Source organism: Geobacter hydrogenophilus, assembly GCF_018501225.1.
GTDB lineage: Bacteria > Desulfobacterota > Desulfuromonadia > Geobacterales > Geobacteraceae > Geobacter > Geobacter hydrogenophilus.
The window spans coordinates 75,515-96,210 of record NZ_JAHCZI010000011.1 but is presented as its reverse complement, the minus strand read 5'-3'; the positions used below and the strand labels follow the sequence as shown (position 1 = coordinate 96,210).

Annotated in this window: 19 protein-coding genes and 2 riboswitches; of the genes, 7 read left to right on the top strand and 12 right to left on the bottom strand. The window is 61.1% G+C overall.

Annotated elements, in window-relative coordinates:
• Positions 1-217: 217 nt before the first annotated feature.
• The 3 genes from KI811_RS15030 to KI811_RS15010 all read right to left on the bottom strand — a co-directional run bounded on the left by KI811_RS15030 (position 218) and on the right by KI811_RS15010 (position 6,099).
• Entirely contained in the window at positions 218-1,636 is a 1,419-nt protein-coding gene (locus KI811_RS15030) for a sigma-54-dependent transcriptional regulator (protein ID WP_214187294.1), read from the bottom strand.
• Positions 1,629-5,087, bottom strand: coding sequence for a PAS domain S-box protein (locus KI811_RS18685; RefSeq protein ID WP_246551793.1), 3,459 nt, complete (start codon positions 5,085-5,087; stop codon positions 1,629-1,631). Before KI811_RS18685 ends, KI811_RS15030 begins: the two co-directional genes overlap by 8 nt.
• A 118-nt stretch (positions 5,088-5,205) precedes the next feature.
• Complete coding sequence (locus tag KI811_RS15010; protein WP_214187293.1) at positions 5,206-6,099, bottom strand: selenium metabolism-associated LysR family transcriptional regulator; 894 nt, start codon at positions 6,097-6,099, stop codon at positions 5,206-5,208.
• 140 nt (positions 6,100-6,239) lie between these two features.
• Between KI811_RS15010 and yedF the strand changes: the two genes are divergently transcribed.
• The 5 genes from yedF (at position 6,240) to KI811_RS14985 (ending at position 10,365) form a co-directional block, all read left to right on the top strand.
• Entirely contained in the window at positions 6,240-6,830 is a 591-nt protein-coding gene (yedF, locus tag KI811_RS15005) for a sulfurtransferase-like selenium metabolism protein YedF (protein WP_214187292.1), read from the top strand.
• Positions 6,831-6,899: 69 nt separating this feature from the next.
• Positions 6,900-7,661 carry an acyl-CoA dehydratase activase gene (locus KI811_RS15000; RefSeq protein WP_214187291.1) on the top strand — a complete coding sequence of 254 codons (762 nt, stop codon included), beginning with the start codon at positions 6,900-6,902 and terminating at the stop codon, positions 7,659-7,661.
• Positions 7,662-7,684: 23 nt separating this feature from the next.
• Positions 7,685-8,857 carry a double-cubane-cluster-containing anaerobic reductase gene (locus KI811_RS14995; RefSeq protein WP_246551792.1) on the top strand — a complete coding sequence of 391 codons (1,173 nt, stop codon included), beginning with the start codon at positions 7,685-7,687 and terminating at the stop codon, positions 8,855-8,857.
• A 26-nt stretch (positions 8,858-8,883) separates the two neighbouring features.
• Positions 8,884-9,312 carry a rhodanese-like domain-containing protein gene (locus tag KI811_RS14990; RefSeq protein ID WP_214187290.1) on the top strand — a complete coding sequence of 143 codons (429 nt, stop codon included), beginning with the start codon at positions 8,884-8,886 and terminating at the stop codon, positions 9,310-9,312.
• Between the two features lie 42 nt (positions 9,313-9,354).
• Positions 9,355-10,365: a transglutaminase-like domain-containing protein gene (locus tag KI811_RS14985; protein WP_214187289.1), complete on the top strand. Its 1,011-nt coding sequence runs from the start codon at positions 9,355-9,357 to the stop codon at positions 10,363-10,365.
• Between the two features lie 85 nt (positions 10,366-10,450).
• Here the strand turns inward: KI811_RS14985 and KI811_RS14980 are convergent, their stop codons facing one another.
• From KI811_RS14980 to KI811_RS14955, 6 genes are all read right to left on the bottom strand, one after another.
• On the bottom strand, positions 10,451-10,897 hold the full coding sequence (locus KI811_RS14980) for a c-type cytochrome (protein ID WP_214187288.1): 447 nt from the start codon (positions 10,895-10,897) through the stop codon (positions 10,451-10,453).
• A gap of 153 nt (positions 10,898-11,050) precedes the next feature.
• A riboswitch (cyclic di-GMP riboswitch) is annotated at positions 11,051-11,127 on the bottom strand.
• Between the two features lie 105 nt (positions 11,128-11,232).
• Positions 11,233-11,309: riboswitch (cyclic di-GMP riboswitch) on the bottom strand.
• A 92-nt stretch (positions 11,310-11,401) separates the two neighbouring features.
• A complete protein-coding gene (locus KI811_RS14975) occupies positions 11,402-11,833 on the bottom strand; it encodes a c-type cytochrome (RefSeq protein ID WP_214187287.1) in 432 nt (143 codons plus the stop codon).
• 85 nt (positions 11,834-11,918) lie between these two features.
• Positions 11,919-13,067 carry a Na+/H+ antiporter NhaA gene (locus KI811_RS14970; RefSeq protein ID WP_214187286.1) on the bottom strand — a complete coding sequence of 383 codons (1,149 nt, stop codon included), beginning with the start codon at positions 13,065-13,067 and terminating at the stop codon, positions 11,919-11,921.
• 91 nt (positions 13,068-13,158) lie between these two features.
• Positions 13,159-13,941 (bottom strand): trehalose-phosphatase, encoded by a 783-nt coding sequence (locus KI811_RS14965; protein WP_281875413.1) that lies wholly within the window; start codon positions 13,939-13,941, stop codon positions 13,159-13,161.
• Between the two features lie 251 nt (positions 13,942-14,192).
• The gene (locus tag KI811_RS14960) at positions 14,193-14,537 is read right to left on the bottom strand and encodes a hypothetical protein (protein WP_246551791.1); all 345 of its coding nucleotides are present in this window, start codon (positions 14,535-14,537) and stop codon (positions 14,193-14,195) included.
• Between the two features lie 109 nt (positions 14,538-14,646).
• Positions 14,647-15,546: a polyphosphate kinase 2 family protein gene (locus tag KI811_RS14955; protein WP_214187284.1), complete on the bottom strand. Its 900-nt coding sequence runs from the start codon at positions 15,544-15,546 to the stop codon at positions 14,647-14,649.
• Positions 15,547-15,716: 170 nt separating this feature from the next.
• Here KI811_RS14955 and KI811_RS14950 point away from each other — a divergent pair, with 170 nt between their 5' ends.
• Positions 15,717-16,676, top strand: coding sequence for a hypothetical protein (locus tag KI811_RS14950; protein ID WP_214187283.1), 960 nt, complete (start codon positions 15,717-15,719; stop codon positions 16,674-16,676).
• 95 nt (positions 16,677-16,771) lie between these two features.
• On the opposite strand, the gene KI811_RS14945 is transcribed toward KI811_RS14950, so the two are convergent.
• Positions 16,772-18,181 (bottom strand): cytochrome B6, encoded by a 1,410-nt coding sequence (locus KI811_RS14945; protein ID WP_214187282.1) that lies wholly within the window; start codon positions 18,179-18,181, stop codon positions 16,772-16,774.
• Positions 18,182-18,503: 322 nt separating this feature from the next.
• Here KI811_RS14945 and KI811_RS14940 point away from each other — a divergent pair, with 322 nt between their 5' ends.
• Complete coding sequence (locus KI811_RS14940; protein WP_214187281.1) at positions 18,504-18,986, top strand: ferritin family protein; 483 nt, start codon at positions 18,504-18,506, stop codon at positions 18,984-18,986.
• A gap of 91 nt (positions 18,987-19,077) precedes the next feature.
• On the opposite strand, the gene KI811_RS14935 is transcribed toward KI811_RS14940, so the two are convergent.
• Complete coding sequence (locus KI811_RS14935) at positions 19,078-19,458, bottom strand: hypothetical protein (RefSeq protein WP_214187280.1); 381 nt, start codon at positions 19,456-19,458, stop codon at positions 19,078-19,080.
• Between the two features lie 446 nt (positions 19,459-19,904).
• A complete protein-coding gene (locus KI811_RS14930; protein ID WP_214187279.1) occupies positions 19,905-20,696 on the bottom strand; it encodes a sulfite exporter TauE/SafE family protein in 792 nt (263 codons plus the stop codon).

Genomic DNA, 20,696 nt, shown 5'->3' with positions numbered 1-20,696 from the left:
CTGAAAAAGTGATCGCTACGACGATACGTATTGCAGTCGAAATGCCAGAGTGCATGAGAATAAAATTGTGTAATTACAGGGTGTTGAAAGGTGTGTCGAGGGAAAGGGGTGCGACGGAAGTTGCAGATGGCGGGGTGATTGCTGGGAAATAGGCAGCTGGCGCGGGTTTTCGGGGGATATGCGCCATTGGTTGCCGGTGCAACAAATGGCGCAGGGGTTATTCGTCGGCGGTTCTTCTGTTGAGGCGCTTGTTGAGGGCCTGACGGGTGATCCCCAGATGGGCCGAGGCTATCCCCTGGTTGCCGTTGGCGATGCTCAGGGCATGGGCGATGAGGGCATCCTCCGCCTCCTTCAGGGTCGGCATGCGGCCGGCATTGCCGGACTCTTCCCTCAGTCCTTTGAGGAAGGGAAGGGGAGATGTTTCAGCCGGGGAGCGAGGATTGCCGATCACCTCCCTGAAGGCGGCCAGGGAAAGCACCCCTTTTTCATGGCGCGCCATGGCATCGAAGACCATGGCCCGCAACTCCCGGATGTTGCCCGGAAACGCATAGGTGCCGAGGTAACAGGTGAGTTCCGGGGGGATCGTCGGCTTCTGCCGGGAGAGGGAGGCCGCGGCCTCATCGAAGAAGTGCTCCACCAGGAGCGGGATATCCTCCCGCCGGTCGCGCAGGGGGGGGATCAGAACCTGATGGGCGCTCAGGCGGTAGTAGAGGTCTTTCCGAAAGCTTCCGTCCGCCATCATCGCCTTCAGGTCACGGTTCGTGGCGACGACGATCCGGGCGTCGGCGCGGACCGGCGTGTCCGCCCCCAGGGGGTAGTATTCCTGCTCCTGGAGGAGTCTGAGCAGCTTCACCTGGGACGACGGCTGCAGGTCGCCGATCTCGTCGAGGAAGAGGGTGCCGCCCGCTGCCTTGGCGATGAGGCCCTCCCGCTGCCGGTCGGCGCCGGTGAATGCCCCCTTGCGGTGGCCGAACAGGGTGTCGGAGAAGACCATGTCGTCAAGGCCGGCGATGTTGACCGCCACGAAGGGACCCTTACGGCCGCTGATGTTGTGGACGGTACGGGCGACAAGCTCCTTGCCGACCCCCGTCTCGCCGGTAACCAGAAGGGGCTGGTTGCTTGGGGCAATCGCCTCCAGGTACTGGAAGATGGAGTGCATCTTCCGGTTGCGGGTGATGATCGGGGCGAACGCTTCCTCGTTGTCGAGTCCGCCGGTGAGGATATGGCTGCTCAGGGAATTCACCTGGGAGCGGAGCGCGTGCATCTCCAGCGCTTTCCTGACCGTTGCCAGGAGCCGCGGCGGTTCCACCGGCTTGACGAAATAGTCGAATGCACCTGCTTTCATGCACTCCACGGCCATTCCCACCTCGTTTGCCGCCGTGACCACGATGACCGGGATCTCAGGATGATTCGCGGTGATCTCCTTCAGGAGCTCGTATCCCGGCAGGTGCGGCATGTAAAGGTCAAGGAGAACGAGGGCCACCTCCTGCCGGGCAAGGATTTCCATGACGTTGCGGCTGTCGCTTTCCGTCAGCACCAGGGGGAAGCCGGCGCTTCGCAACGTGATGCTGGTGGTAAAGAGGATTTCCTCCTCATCGTCCACCACCAGAATGGGAAAAGTCTGTTGATCAGGCATGGTTTCGTTCTCCGACAGGATAGGCGAGCGGCAGGGTTACCGTTGCGGTGGTTCCCTTGCCGGGAGTCGATTCGAATGTCAGCGTGCCGTCGTGCTCTCTGATGATGGCAGCGGAGATGGAGAGACCGAGTCCGGTCCCTCCCTGTTCAAGCTTGGTGGAGAAGAAGGGCTCGGTGATCCGCTCCAGAACCTCCCACGGCATCCCTTCTCCCTCATCGCGTACGCTGATGGTGACCACCGAGGCAACGAGGTCGGCGGATGTGGAGACGGTGACCCCTGCGTCCTTGCCGGGAAGCGCCTGCAGGGCGTTCATGATCAGGTTGATGACCACCTGTTCTATCTGCTGAAATTTTCCCCGGGCCTGCGGGAGGTCTTCGCCCAGTTCCATGCGGAAATGGTCGGTGTAGCGGTGAATCTGGTAGCTGAGAATCATTTTCGCATTTTCAACGATGTTGTTGACGGCGATCGGCACGAAAGTCTTCGCGGTATCCTCCCGGGCGAAGTCCTTGAGGTTGTTGACAATGGCGCTGATGCGGCGCGAACCCTCCTTTACCCCAAGGAGAAGGCGGGGGAAAATTTTTTCTACCTCCACGAACGGCAGGCCGCCGAGGACGAAGTCGCCGTTTTCGGTGTGATGGCGGTCGAGGATCGGGACGGTGTCGCGCCAGAAACTCTCGATGAGCGATGCGTTTCCCTGGATGAAGGTGTTGGGGTTGTTTATCTCGTGGGCTATGCCGGAGACGAGGACGCCGAGGGAGGCCATCTTGTTGGTGTGGATGAGGCGGGACTGGGTGATCTGTGCCTCTTCCTCCATGCGGATTCTCTGGGTGATGTCGCGGATGGAGCAGTAGACCACCTCCGTGTCCCGCAATCGGATGATTTTGCCCCAGATCGAAGAGATGAGACGGGTTCCGTCGGACCTGACAACGCCGATACGGTCCAGGTGGAAGGGGGTCGTATCCTCGGCGTGGGGGATGGCCCCGATGAACGGGTTGTAGTCGTCGGGTACGATGAACGACCAGGGGCCGAGCCAGTTGAGAGACTCCTTGTCGCGGCCGATCAGTGTCTCCGCCGCCTTGTTGGCATCGATGATGTCCAGGGTTTCCCGCGAGAGCAGAATGATGGCGTCTTCGTTCTGTTCGAAGATCTCCCTGAAGCGGGCTTCGCTCTCACGCAGAGCCTCCTCGGCAAGGGTACTCACCGTAATGTCCTTGACGACCCCCTGCATCCGCACCGGAGCCCCTTCCGTATCGAACTCGACCTCTCCCTCCGTTCTCAGATGTCTGATCTCTCCGTCAGGGCAGATGATGCGATATGTTATTCCGTAAGGAACCTTATCGTGCAGGGAAGCCTGCATGGCATCGGTCATGTTTTGCCGGTCGTCGGGATGGACCGCTTCCAGGAATGTTTCGTAGGTCATGTTGGGCTGGTCGGGGGGGATGCGGAAAATCCGGAAAATCTCATCGGACCAGTGAAGCGTGTTGTTGAGAATATCCCAGTCCCAGTTCCCCACATGGGCAATCTGCTGCGCCTTTGCGAGCCGGGTCTCGTTCTCCCTCAGCTTCAGTTCCGTCTCCCGCCGCTCCGAAATGTCCCTGGCGATGCCCGTGGTGCCGATGACCGCTCCCGCCTCGTCATAAATGGGCATCTTGATGGTTTCGATCCAGACTCTCTTTCCGTTGATGTCGACGAGGGGTTCCTCGGTGCGGATCTGCTTTCCCGACGCCATGACCCGGGCGTCGTCCTCGCGATAGAGGGTGGCAAGGTCGGTGGGCCAGAGATCCAGGTCATTCGTTCCCACCAGTTCAGAGGGAGTGGTGCCGCAGGCTTTGGCAAATGCCGCGTTGACGGCGATGAATCTGCTTTCGATGTCCTTGAGCCAGACCAGGTCAGGGATGTTGTCGAGTATGGCCTGCTGCTGCAGGCGGATCATCCGCAGCGATTCCTCGGCCTGCTTGCGCTCGATGGCGATGCTGGTCAGGTGCCCGAGCCGCTCCATGAGCTGCAGTTCGGCAGCGGCAGGCTCCCGGGGAACCGTCGAGTAGGCCGCAAAGGTTCCGAGAATCGCACCGTTGCGCGCTTTGACGGGCATTGACCAGCAGGCGCGAAGCCCGTGGCTGAGGGGGAGTTTGCGGTACTTCACCCAGCGCGGGTCGGTCTCGATATCGCCGGTGACGACGAGGCTCCCCGAGAAGGCAGCCGTGCCGCAGGTCCCGATATTGGGCCCGATGCGGGTGCCGTCTATGATCCGATTGTATTCGGCGGGGAGGCTGGGTGCGGCCCCGTGCCGCAGGTGCCTGCCGTCGGCGTCCACCAGCAGGATGGAGCAGCGAAGTTCGCGGGCCTGTTCTTCCATGAGCCGGCAGAGGAATTCGAGGACCTTGTCGAGGGAGGCCTCGGAGTTGACAAGCTCCAGGGCGAACTTCTCTCCCGTCAGCAGGCGCTCGGCCTTTTCCCGTTCGGTTACGTCTCGCACCACCGCCTGGAGAACCGTGCGTCCCTGGATGGTCAGAGCCTTCAGGGAAACCTCGGCGTCGACCAAGGTTCCATCCTGTCTCTGGTGCTGCCAGGGGAAAAATCTGGCTTCTCCTGCCAGGGCAGCGTCAATCAGCTGGCGGGCTTTGTCGGCTGAGGGGGTACCGTCGGGCTGCAGGTCAGGCGAGAAGTGAAGGGGCGATCTCCCGATGATTTTGTCACGGCTTCTGCCAAGCAGCCGACACAGCTGTTCGTTGCAGTCAAAAATAATGTGATCGAACAGCAGGATCCCCTCAGCAGAACTCTCGAAGAGGGTCCGGTACTTGGTCTCGTTCTCCTCGAGCGCCTCCACGTGGAGCTTTCTGTCCCTCAGTATGACAACGGCCAGCACTGCAAAGATCGTGGAGATGACCGCCGCGCCGGCGATGACGTTGGCCTTGTAGTGCTCGTAGCGCGAATAGAATTCGTTCTTTTTGGCACCCACATAGAGTACGCCGATGATTTCGCCCCGGCTGTTTCTGATGGGATCGTAGGCGGTGAAATAGGGGATGCCGAGAATCATGGCCTCCCCGCGGTACGGCTGGTTATGTCTGAAAATAGCGTTGTATGCGGGCCCGTTCAGCTTCGTGCCGACCGCCCGGGTGCCGTCTCCCTTGAGGATGTTGGTGGAAACCCGCGTATCCCCCATGAAGACCGTCGCCGTTCCGCCGAAGATCGACTGGATCATGTCAGGGAGCTCAAAGTTGCCGTTCAGGACGTAGTCGCCGGCCATGAGCCTGCCGTTGACGATCTTAAAATCATTTCCTTTGGCCTTGAGGAGCCTCCAGAACGTCTGAATCCCCTGTTCCTGCTCCACTTTTGCCAGTCGCTCCGACTCATCGCGAATCTCCGCCAGGAAGAGAATCGTGGAGATCGCGGTGGCTCCGATGACGAAGAATATGTTCAGGGTAATAACATTTATTGTGATTTTTCGCATGAAACGTTGTCGCAGGAATGTCCTGAATAGTATTTGATAAATGAATGCGTTGGAGGGGTTGCAAGAGGAATACCAAAGGAAGGGAGGCGATTGGACGAACGCAGGCCGTGGCGGCCCGCTAGCGGTACTGGTCCACCATCAGGTCGGCAAAGGCGCGGGCCGCCGGCGAAAGCTCCCGCCCCTCCCGCTGCACAAGGTAGAACGTGCGGGAAATCTTCAGCCCGTCGACCGGAATTTCCACCAGTTCGCCGCGTCCCAGTTCCTTTCTCACCGAGATTTCCGACAGAAACGACACTCCCAATCCGCTGGCCACGGCATGCTTGACCGCCTCGTTGCTCCCAAGGCTCGCCCGCACCGCAAGGGTGGCCGGTGCGACGCCGGCGCCGGCCAGGGCGTGCGCGATGGTTTGGGCCGTGCCGGACCCCTGCTCGCGCATGATGAACTCCTGGCGGGTCAGGATGTTGAGGCCGACGGGGCCTGTGCCGGCCAAAGGGTGGGTGCTTCCTGCAATGAGCCTGATTTCGTCGCGTCCCAGAGGGGTGAAGGCGAACCCCTCGTCGTCGAAGCGGCTCCCGATGATGCCGATCTCCACCTCTTCCCGCGCCACCTTGTCCAGAATCTCCCGGCTGTCCCCCTGGAGGAGCGTCAGGCGGACGCCGGGATGCCGTGCGAGGAAGAGGGGAAGCACTTCGGGAATCATGTGGTCGCCGGGTATGTTGCTTCCCCCCACGCGAAGCTCCGCCTCTTCCAACCCCCGGAAGCGCCGCATGGCCGGCTCGATCTCGCGGGCGCCCGCCACCACCCTGCGGGCGTGCTCCAGCAGGAGCTTTCCCCCTTCGGTCAGGAGCGCCCCACGCCCCGTGCGGTCCAGGAGCTTCACCCCCACTTCGTGTTCCAGGGCCGCGATATGCTGGCTCACCGTCGACTGGGTGAGAAACGTTGCCTCGGCCCCCCGGGAAAAGCTGCCGCTTTCGGCCACGGCGAGGAATACTTCCAGCTGTTTGAGGTTCATGGGACTCTCTTGTTATCGTAATTTACGATACGAACTATTTAGTTTATCAAAATTATCAATTTGACCTTGTTCTGTCAAATACGCAATACTTTACCAGAATTTGTCAGAACATCTTATGAACTTTGAATATAGGGGTTTGGATGAAAATAATCGACTGCAGGAATATGGCCTGCCCCGCGCCGGTGGTGACCACCAAGCGGGCACTGGAGGAGGCGGGAGGCGAGGCGGTGCAGGTACTCGTGGATCCGGGGGCACCCCGGGAGAACGTGACCCGCTTTGCCGAGAACCGCGGTTTTGCCGTCAGTGAAGCCGAGACTGACAATGGTTTCACCCTCACCATCACCTCGCCGGGGAGTGCCCCGGCCGTGCCGGTCCGGACTGTGGCGGATCGGGGAGGGAAAAGTGTCATACTCGTGGCCTCCGACCGGCTCGGCGATGGCCCCGAGGAGCTGGGGCGACTCCTCATGAAGAACTTTATCATCACCTTGCTTGATCTGGCGGAACTTCCGGACCGGATGCTCTTCGTCAACACCGGGGTTCTTCTCACCACGGAAGGTTCCGAGGTACTGGAGGCCCTGGAGAGCCTCGGCAACCGGGGAGTGGAGGTCCTCTCCTGCGGTGTCTGCCTCGATTTCTTTCACCGCAAGGATAAGCTTGTGGCCGGCTCGGTCACCAATATGTTCACCATTGCCGAGAGCCTCATGGGGGCAGGCTCGGTGGTCAGGCTGTAACGTCGCGAACGGTTGAAGCACTCCGGGCGCCACAGGCGCTCCGGATTATTAATTCATGGAAGCGAAACGATGATTGCTGCAGGCATCGATATCGGCTCCACGGCCACCAAAGCCGTGATCTTTGACGGCGAGGTGCGGGGGACCGCAGTGGTGCCTACCGGCTGGGAACCCCGGGAGGCGGGGCTCATGGCCCTGCGGCACGCCCTCGCGGCCGGCGGGGTGAGCGAAGAGCGGCTTGAGCGGGTCATCGGCACCGGGTATGGGCGGATTTCACTCCCCATCTTCGACCGGAAGGTGACGGAGATCACCTGCCACGCCCGGGGCGCCCACCACCTGAACGGAGCGACCCGCACCGTTATCGACATCGGAGGGCAGGACAGCAAGGTCATCGCCCTGGACGCCGCCGGCGGGGTGTCCGATTTCATCATGAACGACAAGTGCGCCGCCGGCACCGGCCGCTTCCTGCAAGTCATGGCCGGGATCCTCGACGTGACCCTCGACGGGCTGGGGGAACTGGCCGCTTCCGCCGCGCCGGCCCCCCTGTCGAGCATGTGCACGGTATTTGCCGAGTCGGAGATCATCGGCCTTTTGGCCCAGGGGGTCTCCAAGGGGGCCATCGCGGCCGGCATCCTCGACTCCATCGCCCGGCGGGTACAAGGCCTTGCGGGACGTCTGCCGCTCGCGGGGGTGGTGACCTTCACGGGGGGGACGGCCCGCAACCACGCCATATGCAGGGCTATCGCCCAGCGGCTCGGCGTATCGCTCCACGTTCCCCGCGAGCCGCAGCTGGTGGGGGCGCTGGGGGCAGCCCTCATCGGCCGGGACGCTTGAACTTCACGAAAGAGAAAGAGATCATGGATATGACGAAAGCCGAGACATTCACCGAGATTGCTACCCTGCGGGAGCGCAACGCCCTTGCCCTCAAGGAGGCGAAGGAAGCCGGGGCGCGGATCGTGGGGACCTACTGCCTCTACTCGCCTGCGGAACTGGTGGTGGCGGCGGGGGCCATTCCGGTCTCCCTCTGCGGCACGAGCCCGAACCCGATCCCGGCGGCGGAGAAGGTCCTCCCCCGCAGCCTCTGTCCCCTCATCAAGTCGAGCTACGGTTTTGCGGCCACCGACACCTGCCCCTATTTCCACTTTGCCGACCTCCTCATCGCCGAGACCACCTGCGACGGCAAGAAGAAGATGTATGAGCTCCTGAACGAGTTCAAGCCGTTGCACCTGATGCAGCTTCCCCAAGTGCAGGACGGGGCCGCCCTCGACTACTGGCTCGGGGAGCTGAAGCGCCTCGCGGCGAGGCTTGAGCAGGAATTCGGCGTGGAGCTGACCCCGGAGCGGCTTCGGGATGCGATCCGCCTCTGCAACGACGAGCGGCGCTCCCTCCAGGCCCTCCAGGATCTCTGCAAGCTGAAGCCGTCACCCATCAGCGGCCTCGATCTGCTGACGGTGCTCCACAACCGGGGCTTTTCCGTGAACAAGGAGGAGGCCATCGCCCTGGTGGACCGGCTCACGGCGGAGCTCTGGGAGATGGCCGGCGCGGGAATCTCCCCCTTTACGGAAGAGACCCCCCGGGTTCTCTTGACCGGCGTGCCGGTGGGGATCGGCTCCGACAAGGTGGTGCGGCTTGTGGAAGAGTGCGGGGGGAGCGTGGTCTGCTTCGAGAGCTGCGGCGCCTACAAGAAGGTGGAGCCGGTGGCCGAGGATGCCGACGATCCCCTCCGGGCCATTGCCGAGCGTTATCTGCGCATCCCCTGCTCGTGCATGTCCCCCAACCAGGGGCGCTTCGAGCTGGTGGAACGCCTTGCCCGGGAGTTCCAGGCCGACGGGGTCATCGACCTCACCTGGCAGGGATGCCACACCTACAACATCGAGTCCTACAGCCTTAAGAAATACCTCCAGGAGCGGACCTCTGTTCCCTTCCTCCAGATCGAGACTGACTACTCCGAATCGGACACTGAGCAGCTGAAGGTGAGGATCGAGGCGTTCCTGGAGATCCTGAATCGGGCTCGGCGTAGCGCGCAATAAGTACATTTCACCGAAAAGGAGAGAGCATGAAACAATGGATCACCTTACTGACGGTCTCTGTTCTTTTGGTTGCCGTTGCGGCCATGGCGGCCGACTACCGGTTCGTGAAGCAGGACACCTTCAAAGGGTGGCTGGAGAGTGGCCGCTCCATGATCATCGTCGATATCCAGCCTTCGGAGGGATTTGCCAAGGGGCACTTCAAGGGTGCCGTGGAAACCAACGCCTTCCCCGTGAAAAGCGCCGAGGAGAAGAAACGGCTTGACGCCATCCTTAGGAAGATCGGCGCCACCAGGGATGATGTGGTAATCGTCTGCCCCCGGGGGGGCGGCGGTGCCAAGAATACCTATGACTACCTGAAGTCAAAGGGGGTCGACGAAAACCGGCTTTACATTTTGGAGAAGGGGAGCGAGGGATGGCCCTGGCCTGGGATGTGCGTCACTGGCCGGCAAAAATAAAATCGCGGAGCCGCAGTTCCGCACTACCATAGGGGAGGATTCATGAAGAAGTTGTTTATGGCGGCGATGCTGACCATCGTGAGCGCCGCCACCGCCTTCGGAGCTACCAGCCGGGCCGGGGTGGTGACCGTCGATGTGGACCTGTCGACCCAGGAAAAGGGGAAAGAGGTGAAACTCTGGCTTCCCTATCCGGTTACCGACGCCAACCAGACCATCAGCGGCATCAGCGTCTCCGGGGACTACGCCGAGTCCGGCGTCTACACCGACCGGACCAACGGTACGCCGATCCTCTATGCCCGGTGGAAGAGCGACGCCACCAGCCGTAAGCTTTCCTTTACCGTTACCGCCGAGCGGCAGGAGGTGATCCGACGGGATTTTCCAAAGAAGGAAGCCGCCTGGGACTCGGCCGACTACCGGCAGTACCTGACACCCACGAGCCTCGGCCCCACCGACGGTGAGGTGAAGAAACTGGCCGATTCCATCATCAAGGGGAAGAAAACCGTGCTGGAGAAAGCCCGGGCCATTTACGACTGGACCTGCGAGAACACCTACCGGGACCCGAACACCAGAGGGTGCGGCAAGGGTGACGTCTGTGCCCTGCTGGAGAAGCCTGGCGGGAAGTGCACTGACATCTCGTCGGTCTTCATTGCCCTCTCCCGCGCCGCCGGGGTGCCGGCCCGGGAGGTCTTCGGCATCCGCCTCGGCAAGAAGGCCGAAGAGGATATCACCACCTGGCAGCACTGCTGGGCCGAGTTTTTCCTCCCCGGTTACGGGTGGGTGCCGGTGGACCCGGCCGACGTCCGCAAGGCAATGCTGGTGGAAAGCCTGAAACTGGACGATGCGAAGACAAAGGAGTACCGGGAGTATTTCTGGGGGGGAATCGACCCCTACCGCATCGCGTTGGCAGTTGGGCGCGATGTGGTCCTCAACCCGCCCCAGGCAGGGGCGCCCCTGAACACCTTCGGCTATCCCTATGCCGAGGTAGGGGGGAAGGCGGTCGATTTTTACGATCCGAAGAACTTCCGCTACGCGATCAGATACAGAGAAAAATAGGAGGCGGCTCCATGCCGCCTCCTCACCACATGAAGGATCTGCTGGGGGCCTCCCGTGAGGGGGCCCCCTTTGCTTTGCGCCAGCGCTACTTCAGCGCATCTGCGATGGAGTGGACCTCCTCAGGGGAGAGGGTGACGTGGAATCCCATCCCCCCTGCGTTACTGTCTATGGCGGACTGGATCATCTCCGCGGTGGCCCCTCTCAGGTTGGACATGGTGCCGTGGCAGCCGGCACAGTTGCTGGTGTAGTAGAGCGATGCGCCATCCACGGGTATGGACCGCTGGGCCACTGTTTTCTTCGCGGTCTTGCGGGCGGGCGACGGCTCGGGGAAATCGGCAGCTCCCCTGAAGTCCTCAGTTTTTGTGGGGGCGCTGGCGGAAGATGTGTCGGAGAGTGTCTGGCCATGCCCTGTTGTGAAGCCGGCTCCGCCGGTACTTCCCGTGGCTGTTCCTGCTATGCAGATGACGCCATATGCCGCAAAGGCAATGGCAAGGGTCAGCATTTCCGTCAATGTGAATGTTCTGAATTTCATGATGTCCTCCTCTGTTTCCGTGAATTCAGTTAATGTTAGTCGCTAAGGGAGATTGCCATGAAGTTTGATTTCTGTGAGACGTCATCACCTCCTTTCGCTGCCAGCCTGTCAAAATGTAAAAAGCCGGGTCGCCGCCTATCTGTGGTGTGATAGTTCGGCAACCCGGCTGTCTCGGTGAGACCCTGTGGGCTTTCCGCCCCATCCTCGCGGATGGTTTAGTAGTATCGCTATCGCCTGAAGCTATTGCCGCGGCACGCGTCTGTGTCCACGGAAGGTTTCAAGGCAATCCGGGCAAAATAAAAAAGCCGGGTCGCCGCCTATCTATGATGTGATAGTTCGGCAACCCGGCTGTCTCGATGAGACCCTATGGGCTTTCCGCCCCATCCTCGCGGATGGTTTAGTAGTATCGCTATCTTCAGCCAGATTCGCTGATGAAAGTGTTGCTATTGTGTAACCTATTTGTTTGAGTGTGTCAACTCTTATGTGGAACTTGTCCTAAACAGGCTACCGTTTAAGGCTCAGGACATAGGCAGCGACGGTTTCCACCTCGATTTCCTGGAGGCTGCCGAAGGCGGGCATGCCGCCGGGGCGTCCCTTGGTGATGGTCTCCTTGATCGCCTCGGGAGTGCGGCCGTATTTAAAGTCGGCCTTCTGGAGAGAGGGGGCGCTCATCCCTTTACCCTCTTCGCCGTGGCAACTGGCGCACTGTTTCTTGAAAATGGCTTTCCCCATGGCCTGCTTCTGCTGGTCACTCATGGGGCCTCCCATGGTTGTCTGGGTGACCGCTCCCGTGGCTGGTTTTTCGGCCGGGGCCTGGACGGGCTTTTCCTGCTGCTTGCAGCCGGCGGCTGCCAGACAGCCGGCAAGGATAGCGGCAACGATGATGCTCCTGTGTCCCGAACCCTTCAGTTTCGTCACAATGGATCTGTCATGCATGGTGCTCCCTCCGCTCTTTTGATGGGGATGTTTTAGGCGAGTATAATGAAGCGATTCTGTATGTCAAGACGCACGTCTCTCCTGTTCAGGGGATTCTCCGTACCTTCAGGATTCTGCCGAGCGCCACGGCCATCGGGAGCACCCCCCCCGAGAGGAGCGCTCCCATTTTGGCCGCACTCTCGATGTCGGGATCCACAAAGGCTACCCCCGCCACGAAGAGGGCGACGGTGAGCCCCATGCCGGCCACCAGCCCCGTCAACGCCAGTTCCTTGAACCCAACCCTGTCCGGGAGGGGGAAGCCGAGGGCCTTTCCCAGGTAGCCCATGGTGAAGATGCCTGCCGTCTTGCCGACCAGGAGCGCCGTCAGCACGAGCCAGGTGGCCGTTCCCACGGAGGAGAAGCGGACACCCGCGTTGGCGAGGCCGAAGAGGAAGAGGCCGAAGTCGACGACGATCTTCCAGTCGTGCTCGAAACGGGCGAGGGTGGAGGTGTCGCGGGGATCCTCCTCGAACAGGTGCGCCGATTCCCGCGGAGGATGGGGGAGGAAGGGGATGATGAAGACGAGGGCCAGGGCCGGGTGGAGGTGGGCCTTGAACAGGCCGGTCCAGGAGAGCCCCCCCCCCAGGATCACATAGGGCCAGTAGCTTTTCGTCCTGGCGCCCCGCAGGATGTAGGCGGCCACGATGCCGGCCACCGTTAGGAAAAGCCACAAGGGCTCGGTGGGGTGGATCGGGTCGGGGTAGAAGATGGCGATGATGGCGAGGCCGATGGCGTCGTCGGCCACGGCCAGGAGCAGGAGGAACGATACTGCCGGGTGGACGGCGCCGAAGACGAGTCGCGCCACGAGCCAGGCCAGGGCAATGTCGGTGGCGGTGGGGATTCCCCATCCGCGGCTCAGGGCAGGGTTGCCGATGGCGGCATTGAGAATCAGGTACACAATCACCGGTCCGATGACGCCGCCGAGGGTCGCCAGCAGAGGGTTGACGGCCTTGCGGGGAGGGTTCAGATCCCCGCCGGGAAGGCAGCTCTGGGTGATCTCGGCGGCTGCGATCCCGAAAAAGAGCACCATGAAGAGCTCGTTCACCAGGAAATGGAGGCTGACCCCCCCGAAAGAAGGCTGATGAATAAGGGCGTCATACCCCCGGGGATCGAGGTTTGCCCAGGCGAGGGCTGTTATGACTCCGGCGATGAGGGGGACGGAGAACTCCCTCAGCAGATTGATCGGTTTTCTCATGCAATCCTGTTCCTGATAGCCGGCGGTGCCGGGAGGATAGGGGAGGAGCCCCGTCCCCGCGGCGACACCGCCGGACGAGGTGCGACAAAATTCATGCTGCCTGGTTGTAACGCCGTTCGGGCCATCGTGCCGGGAGGGAGTGTCTTGTCCCCGCAAGGTCCCGGACCTGACGCACCAGCGACCGCAAGTCTACTACGGCTGTCGAGCCGGCCACAAGGGGGCGTCTGCCGACGGAGAAGGCCGTTCCCCCCTGGCGCACCACCCAGCGGAGGGCCGTGGCATCGTTGGTATCGCTGCCGGCGCATATGAGCGCGCCCTCGTGCTTGAGGAGGCGGCAGAGGGCGCGCACGCCGAATTCCATGGTGATTTCGGGGAGAAAGAGGGTTTCCACCATGTCGGGGTAACGATAGAGGGCGCCGCGTCCGTCGCGGCAGGCTTCCTGGAGCCGGTCATCGAGGGTCCGCTTTGTCTTTGGTGCCGCGCCGGCGACATGGAAGACGGCAGACCAGCGGCGGTCCTCGAAGGTCACCCCCGGCAGCTCGGCCAGGTCCCGCAGCACCGGCAGGAGGATGTCCCGGTTTTCCATGAGGAGATCCTTGGGCCGGCCGGAAAGGGTCATGGAGTCCCCGCCGGGAATGTGCCATTCGGTCCCGCATCCCCCTCCGAGAAAAACTCCCGGTATGGCGACCCGGGAGACGAGGTCCTCAAGGGAGCGGCTGGAGAGGACCGCAACCCGTTCGCCGGGCGTGCCGGCGAGTTCCTCCAAAAGTTGGCGGGTGAGCCGGTGCAGGCGGGCCCTGGTCCGGTCGGTCCCCGCTGTCGTGAGTACACCATCAAAAGAAAATATCCAGAGTCGTTGTGACGAATCGTTCACCTGCAAGGTTACACCTCCCTGCACGCCCGTGGCATCTGGCAACCGGGCGCGGCAATTGTCCGGCTATCGCCATTGAATGACTGCAGCCGGATCCGTGAGGGCCGAGGTCGCGGCACAGAGGCGCCGTGATTCCGGCCGGATCACCGTTCAGGGTTCAGTGACAGCAGAGAGGAGGTGTGACAGTGTATGCGCCAAGCCGTCATGGATGAGATCGTCCGTTACCGGTCTTTGCGCGCTGCACGCCCCCTCCGTCAGCAGTGGTTTTGAGGTGGAACGAAGAGATCGTAGAAGACCTGGGGTGGCGCCCGGAACGGCTCGAAAGGATGGAGATTCTCCACCGCCGGTGCATAGACCGGCATGATAAGGGGAGCGATACAGGAAGGGTTGAAATCGCCGTGGAACGCCTCGGATGCGGGGCCGCCCGACTCTCCACCGTCGGAATCGGCGGTGATGCATCCGCAGTCCGCGTGTTTGGAGAGGGTCTGGTCCTTCAGGTGAAGGGAGAGGGCAAGGCCGAAGCCGGACGTGGAGAGGAGCAGGAGGATCACAACCAGGGCCGCGGCGAGGACTCTATGGGAAAGGATAATGGTTTTCATGGCGTTCAGAGTGGGGCGCCGAGGCGCATAACCAATTAGAAGATAGGGAGTCCGGGTGCCGCTGTCAAGGTCTTTCGAGGAATATACCCCTTTCCCGCCATACCCTGTTTCACCCCTCAAGCATCGCCCGGGCCGCGGCCAGTTCCTTCCGTTTCGCCTCGTCCACCTCGGGGTAGGCGAGTTGCAGCCCGTCGAGGGCCTCGATGATGCCTCCCGCCACCACCAGGCGGCTGAACCACTTGTTGTCCGCCGGCACCACATACCAGGGGGCGTATTCAGTGGCGGTGTGACGGATCATAGCCTCGTAGGCGTCCATGTATTCGTCCCAGTGCTGGCGCTCCTGGGCATCGGCCACCGAAAACTTCCAGTTCTTGTCCGGATTGTCGAGCCGCTCCAGGAAGCGCTTCTTCTGCTCCCCCCGCGACACGTTGAGGAAAAACTTGCGGATGGCGATGCCGTTGCGGGTCAGGTAGCGCTCGTAGGCGTTGATGTCCTCGTAACGCTCCTTCCAGATATCTTTCGTCACCAGTTGCGGCGGGAGCTTCTGCTTTTCGAGCAGTTCCCGGTGGACCCTGACGACCAGGACCTCTTCGTAGTAGGAACGGTTGAAAATGCCGATCCGCCCCCGCTCGGGGAGGCTCTTGCCGCTCCGCCAGAGGAAGTCGTGATCCAGTTCCTCCGCTGAAGGAGCCTTGAAGTTGAAGACCTGGCATCCCTGGGGGTTGACCCCGGACATGACGTGCTTGATGGCGCCGTCTTTCCCCGCCGCATCCATGGCCTGGAAGATAAGGAGGAGTCCCCACCGGTCCTGGGCATAGAGCATCTCCTGCATCTCCGCAAGGATTTCGACCCCCTGCTGGAGGAGCTCGGCGGACCGGTCCTTGATCCCCTCCTCGTGCTTGAGCCCGAGGGTCTCGTTGGGGTCATGGTCCTTGAGCCTGAACTTCTTACCCTCTTCCACCCGAAAGCTCTTGGCAAAGGATTTGGCTTTCTTGATCGTCTCGCTCATGGTTTGGCTCCTCGTTGGCCCCACTGGGGGGCGATTCCCGACCTATCCATACTACCACGGGCGCTCCCTGCTTCAACTGGCCCGGCTGCCATGAAACGCTGGACAGAGAGGTCGGGGCAGGGGTACTATTCCCCGTTGTTGCGCATCACCTGAAGAAAGGAACCACCCCCGTGAAAACCCCGCTGATCGCCTTGGCCTGCATGGCTTTGGTTATTGTCTTTTCGCCAGCGTCGCGTGCCGACGACGAAGTGCTCCCCCAGCCGTCTCCTCCCCTTTGCGAAGAGACGCTCAAGCGCCAGGAAGAGGCCCTTGCCGCCCTTAAGGCGGATCAGTCCCGGCTGGAGCAGAAGATCCGGGATATGGAGTGCGCCCCGGTTGTTTCCAGCGATGAGCTCCTGGCGAGAAACCTCCACCGTCTCCAGAGTCTGGCGGCCAATACCCGCGCCCAGCGCCAGACCATGGCCGACTTCAGGACCTTCGTCACCTGGATGAGCTCAAGCCTTTCCGGCTACGAGAAGTACATCCAGGCCGGCTCCGTGGTGGCCGGCTTCGCCCGGGTCCTTCCCATTCCCTACGCCGGCCAGGCGTCGGTGCTGACCAAGTTCGCTTCCCTGGGAATTCTCTCCCTCAATGCCGCCTCGGGCTCCATTGCCACGTACCTGAAGACATCCGACCAGTACCTGGCACTGGTAGGCGCCATCGACCCGAAACGCCCCGACTCCGTCCGGGTCTCCGCCGCGGTCCGTTTCGCCGACGGGGAGCTTCTGCGGGCCATGACCGACGTCCAGGTCAAACTGCGGACCTCCGCCGACATCTCCGCCTCCACCCTGTCGTTCCTTAAAACCCTTGACAGCTATGTGGGGGGCAGTGACGAATACTGGGCCAGGACCAAGGCCTTCATCACCCGTAACGATGCCTACAAGAAAGACAAGAGCTACCTGGCTGCGAGCATCGAGGGGCTCACGAGCCAGGCCGGAGCGTTCAACAACAGGCTTACCCTCTTCGAGGAGACGGCACGCAAGGATCTGCCGATCATCAAGAACCTGGTGGCTTATGACGAGCTGGCGCGGGAGGTCGATGCGAGGGCGCGGGCAAAGCGCGAAGCCCTGGCAGCGGCGGGGAAGCCGTAGCTTCCGTTTGTTCACGGCTCAGGCATGGGAAAGGGCGGGGAAATCCCCGCCCTTTCTATTTTCATGGTTTCGATTGGGCCGCGTCATCGAAGGGATTACAGGGTCAGCATGAAGGCCAGGAGATCCTTCTTCTCCTCGTCGGTGAGCTTGACGCCGGTAACCAGATTGAAGAACTCAATGGTGTCCGCCAGGGTCAGGAGCCGCCCGTCATGCAGGTACGGGGGGGATTCCTTGATGCCGCGGAGGGGGAATGTCTTGATGGGGCCGTCGGCGCTTGCCAGCCTGCCGTTAATGGTCTCCGGCCTGTAGAAGCGCTCCGTCCGCAGGTTGTGCATCAGGTTGTCGGTGTAGTAGGGGGCGGGATGGCACTCGGCGCAGCGGGCCTTGCCGAAGAAAATCTCCTGGCCCCGCAGTTCGGCCTCGCCGGCCTTTTCCGGGTCAAGCTTGCCGAATACCGTCAGTTTGGGAGCCGGGGGAAAATCGAGGATATTCTGAAATTCGGCCATAAAGTGGACCTGGCTGCCCCGCTCCAGGATGTTCACCCCCTTCTTGGTGGCGATCACCGGGTCGCCGTCGAAGTAAGCAGCTCGCTGTTCGAATTCGGTGAAGTCCTCGACGCTCTTCATCGCCCGCTGGGACCCGAACAGCCGTTGGATATTGACTCCCCGCAGGGGGGGCGTGTCGAGGCGGTGGCGCAGTTCCTGGGGCCGGATGTCCCCCACCAGGTGGGTCGAGGCATTGGTGTGGCCGTTGGCGTGGCAGTCGAAGCAGGCAACTCCCAGGCTCGGCTCGGCCGAGCGGCGGTCAGTGGTGGCGTTGAACTGCTGCTGGGGGAAGGGGGTGAGAAGCAGCCGCAGCCCCTCCAGTTGTTTCGGGTTGAGAATGCCGTTGAACAGCTCGAAGAAGTTCTGGGTGGTCACCAGCTTCCCCTGGGAGACGTCCCCCAGGTCGGGGCGGGTGGTCAGGTAGATGGGAGCCGGGAACTCGGGAAGGAAGTGGTCCGGGATGTCGAAGTCGAGATCGAAGCGGGTCAGGTCCCGGGCAGTCTGTTTTTTGACTTCATCGATGTGAAACTTGGGGAAGAGCATCCCCCCCTCGGGATGATTGGGATGGGGGAGCGGCATGAACCCTTTGGGGAACAGTCCCTTCTCCCTGACGGCTTCCGGGGACATGGCCGCAAGCTGCTGCCAGGTTGCCCCCGCGGGAAGCTTGACCCGCACCCCCTCCTGCACCCCCTTGCCCCGGGACATGGTAACCCCCTGCATCGCTTTGTCGGCCAGGTCGTACCGCATGCCGAGCAGCTCCATCTGGCGCTTCATTACCGCCTGCTTCTGCTTCTCCATGGTTTCCTTGACGGTCGAGAATGCTTCGGTGCCTGCGACCGGCGCATAGCTCGTCTTGCCGACTATCCGTTCTTCCGCCAGGGTTGCCGTGGCGCTTGCCAAGGCAACCGCTCCTGCCAACAGGACCATTTTCCGTGTGCTTGATCGGTTCTTTCCATCCATGGTGAACTCTCCTTTCGCTCTGAGGTGGCATCGGCGACGTTGCGCCGACGTTCGACACCGTCCTGTTTGATGTTTCCCGATCTTTCTGGAGGGGCCGAGACGAATGGGGGGGGATTAGTGGGAACTGAATGGAATGTGCATTGAATTACAAGTATTTATAGATAAATACCCCATAAAGGGGCCTTGTCAATTGCCGGAGGTGGGAGACGGCGTTCTCGGCCCCAAAAGATGGGAACCGGATTTGCAGATAAAATGCCGGGAATGAAAAATTCGGCACAGGCATCGGCCGGTGCGGCTGCGGTAGAGGATGGAGGGTGAAACCATGGCAAGAATGTCGGTCGATATGATGACGGTGCTTCACAAGTGTGCCGAGATCGAGCTCAAGAGCATGGAGCTGTATGATCTCTATGCCGACTGTTTCACGCACGATCTGGATATTGCCCGGATGTGGCGCCGGGCTGCCCGCGAGGAGGAGGACCACGCCAACCAGTTCCGGCTCGCCTTGAAGATGAGGGATGGAGTCATACGGGAGGTTAACCTCGACCCCTGCCGGGTTGAATACGTTCTCAAGGAACTCCAGTTCGCCATCGATAGAGTGAAACTGAGTTGCCCCACGCTGGAGGAGGCCTTCCATTCGGCAATCAAGCTGGAGGAGGATCTGTCAGGGATGCATGTGCAGTATGTGGTGGACTTCGAGGACGATATCTGTAGAAAGTTTTTCAACGCCCTGATGATGGACGATAAAATCCACGTGAGCCGGCTCAGGGAGGCCTATGAACGGCAAACAAAAACCCGCGACCGGTAAGGTGCGGGTAAGGTGCAGGCAGATCGACACATTCAGGGCATAACAACTGTCAAAGGCGGAACGGAAACGTTCCGCCTTTTGTTTTGGGATGCTAGTTGCCGAACTCCCGGGCCTGTTCCACGGACGCGGGGCGTGCCTGGAGCAGGCTCTCGGCCCGTTGGGCCAGGAGCGATTCGATGAACATGAAGGTGAGGGTCATCATGCCGTAGGCGGTCATTACGCCGGCCAGTCTTTCGTATGCGGCCATTCCCGGGGTGCAGGTGACGACGGCGACCATGCCGATTGCTCCTGCGGCGCACATGCCGTGCCGCACGATCCATTGCCTTTGTTCGGCCACAAACCGGCGCAGTGCCTCCCCGTCGCTGTCCCGGAGGAATTCCCGGCACCGTTGCCAGTCGATCATCATGCGAGGTATGAGAATGGCTGCCACGGATACGGTTATGAATGCCATGACGGTATAGAGCGTTTCCATTGGGTCCTCCCTGAGAGTGGTCCGAAAGTTTTGCCTTTGCCAGGGAAAGAGCAAAAGTATTGCCGTCAATTGACTTGGAGACGCAGACGTGATGTGGGGTAAGATTCGGTGATAACTTATTGAAAGTGCGCGTATTTTATTATATTGAATTGTGAATTAACAATAATTTGAGGGCGTTATAAATGGTTTTTTGACGAAATTTTGTATTGGCGGGGTGTGACTCAAGGGGGATGGGGTAATTAATTAACCGAAAAAATAGCTGGTTGTGACTATTTTATCTCTCGGAGATAGTGACATGTTTTGGCGTGGTCGTGGCTGAAAAATGGTTATATGGCGAAATGCCCGATTATTTTTGGGATGGTCGGGCGCGGCGGCAACAATTATTTTTCTCTTAGGTGGTGGCGTGGGTGATATTTCAGGGTGATATTGTGGGGTTTGTTACTTTTTCACAGAATACCGGAAAGGAGCTTTGTTCCCATGACGATGAGGAGTAAGGCGAAGATCTTCTTGAGGCCTGATACGGGAAGATTGTGGGCAAGGCGTGCGCCGAAGGGGGCAGTAATGACGCTCGCCAGGGCGATGCCGGCCAGGGCCGGGAGGTAGACAAAACCGACGGACCAGGGAGGAAGGGACGTGACCGCGAGGCCGTTCGCCATGTAGCCGGCAGCTCCGGCCAGGGCTATGGGGAAGCCGATGGCGGCCGAGGTGCCGATAGCGTTATGCATCGGTATATTGCACCAGACCATGAAGGGGACCGACAGGCTCCCGCCGCCGATTCCCACGAGGCTGGAAATCGCTCCGATGACCCCCCCAACGCCGAGCATCCCTCCCGTGCCCGGCAGTTGGCGCGAGGGCTTGGGGCGGATGTTGAGGAGCATCTGGATTGCCACGTAGTAGAGGAAGACCACGAAGAAGACCTTGAGGGAGCGGGTCGAGAGTTGTGCCGCCACCCAGCTCCCGGCCAGAGTTCCGGCGACGATGCCGGCGGAGATGCGGCGCACCACCCGCCACTCCACGGCTCCCCGGCCATGGTGGGCCCGCAGGCTCGACACCGAGGTGAAGATGATGGTGGCGAGGGAGGTTCCCAGCGCCAGGTGGGCGATGTAGGGGGCTGGGAGCCCCTGGGTGGTGAAGAGGAAGGTAAGGACCGGCACGATGATAATCCCCCCTCCCACGCCGAGAAGCCCCGCCAGGACGCCGGCAAAGGCGCCGAGGGCCAGGTAGGCCAGCAGGAACAT

Bases quoted from the DNA above. Each gene is read 5' to 3' on its own strand.
- KI811_RS14990 (WP_214187290.1), top strand. From the start codon at position 8,884: ATGAAACAATGGATCACCTTACTGACGGTCTCTGTTCTTTTGGTTGCC.
- KI811_RS18685 (WP_246551793.1), bottom strand. From the start codon at position 5,087: ATGCGAAAAATCACAATAAATGTTATTACCCTGAACATATTCTTCGTC.
- KI811_RS14955 (WP_214187284.1), bottom strand. From the start codon at position 15,546: ATGAGCGAGACGATCAAGAAAGCCAAATCCTTTGCCAAGAGCTTTCGG.
- KI811_RS14985 (WP_214187289.1), top strand. From the start codon at position 9,355: ATGAAGAAGTTGTTTATGGCGGCGATGCTGACCATCGTGAGCGCCGCC.
- KI811_RS14970 (WP_214187286.1), bottom strand. From the start codon at position 13,067: ATGAGAAAACCGATCAATCTGCTGAGGGAGTTCTCCGTCCCCCTCATC.
- KI811_RS14960 (WP_246551791.1), bottom strand. From the start codon at position 14,537: ATGAAAACCATTATCCTTTCCCATAGAGTCCTCGCCGCGGCCCTGGTT.
- KI811_RS14945 (WP_214187282.1), bottom strand. From the start codon at position 18,181: ATGGATGGAAAGAACCGATCAAGCACACGGAAAATGGTCCTGTTGGCA.
- KI811_RS14995 (WP_246551792.1), top strand. From the start codon at position 7,685: ATGGATATGACGAAAGCCGAGACATTCACCGAGATTGCTACCCTGCGG.
- KI811_RS15030 (WP_214187294.1), bottom strand. From the start codon at position 1,636: ATGCCTGATCAACAGACTTTTCCCATTCTGGTGGTGGACGATGAGGAG.
- KI811_RS14930 (WP_214187279.1), bottom strand. From the start codon at position 20,696: ATGTTCCTGCTGGCCTACCTGGCCCTCGGCGCCTTTGCCGGCGTCCTG.
- KI811_RS14935 (WP_214187280.1), bottom strand. From the start codon at position 19,458: ATGGAAACGCTCTATACCGTCATGGCATTCATAACCGTATCCGTGGCA.
- KI811_RS14975 (WP_214187287.1), bottom strand. From the start codon at position 11,833: ATGCATGACAGATCCATTGTGACGAAACTGAAGGGTTCGGGACACAGG.
- yedF (WP_214187292.1), top strand. From the start codon at position 6,240: ATGAAAATAATCGACTGCAGGAATATGGCCTGCCCCGCGCCGGTGGTG.
- KI811_RS14940 (WP_214187281.1), top strand. From the start codon at position 18,504: ATGGCAAGAATGTCGGTCGATATGATGACGGTGCTTCACAAGTGTGCC.
- KI811_RS15000 (WP_214187291.1), top strand. From the start codon at position 6,900: ATGATTGCTGCAGGCATCGATATCGGCTCCACGGCCACCAAAGCCGTG.
- KI811_RS15010 (WP_214187293.1), bottom strand. From the start codon at position 6,099: ATGAACCTCAAACAGCTGGAAGTATTCCTCGCCGTGGCCGAAAGCGGC.
- KI811_RS14980 (WP_214187288.1), bottom strand. From the start codon at position 10,897: ATGAAATTCAGAACATTCACATTGACGGAAATGCTGACCCTTGCCATT.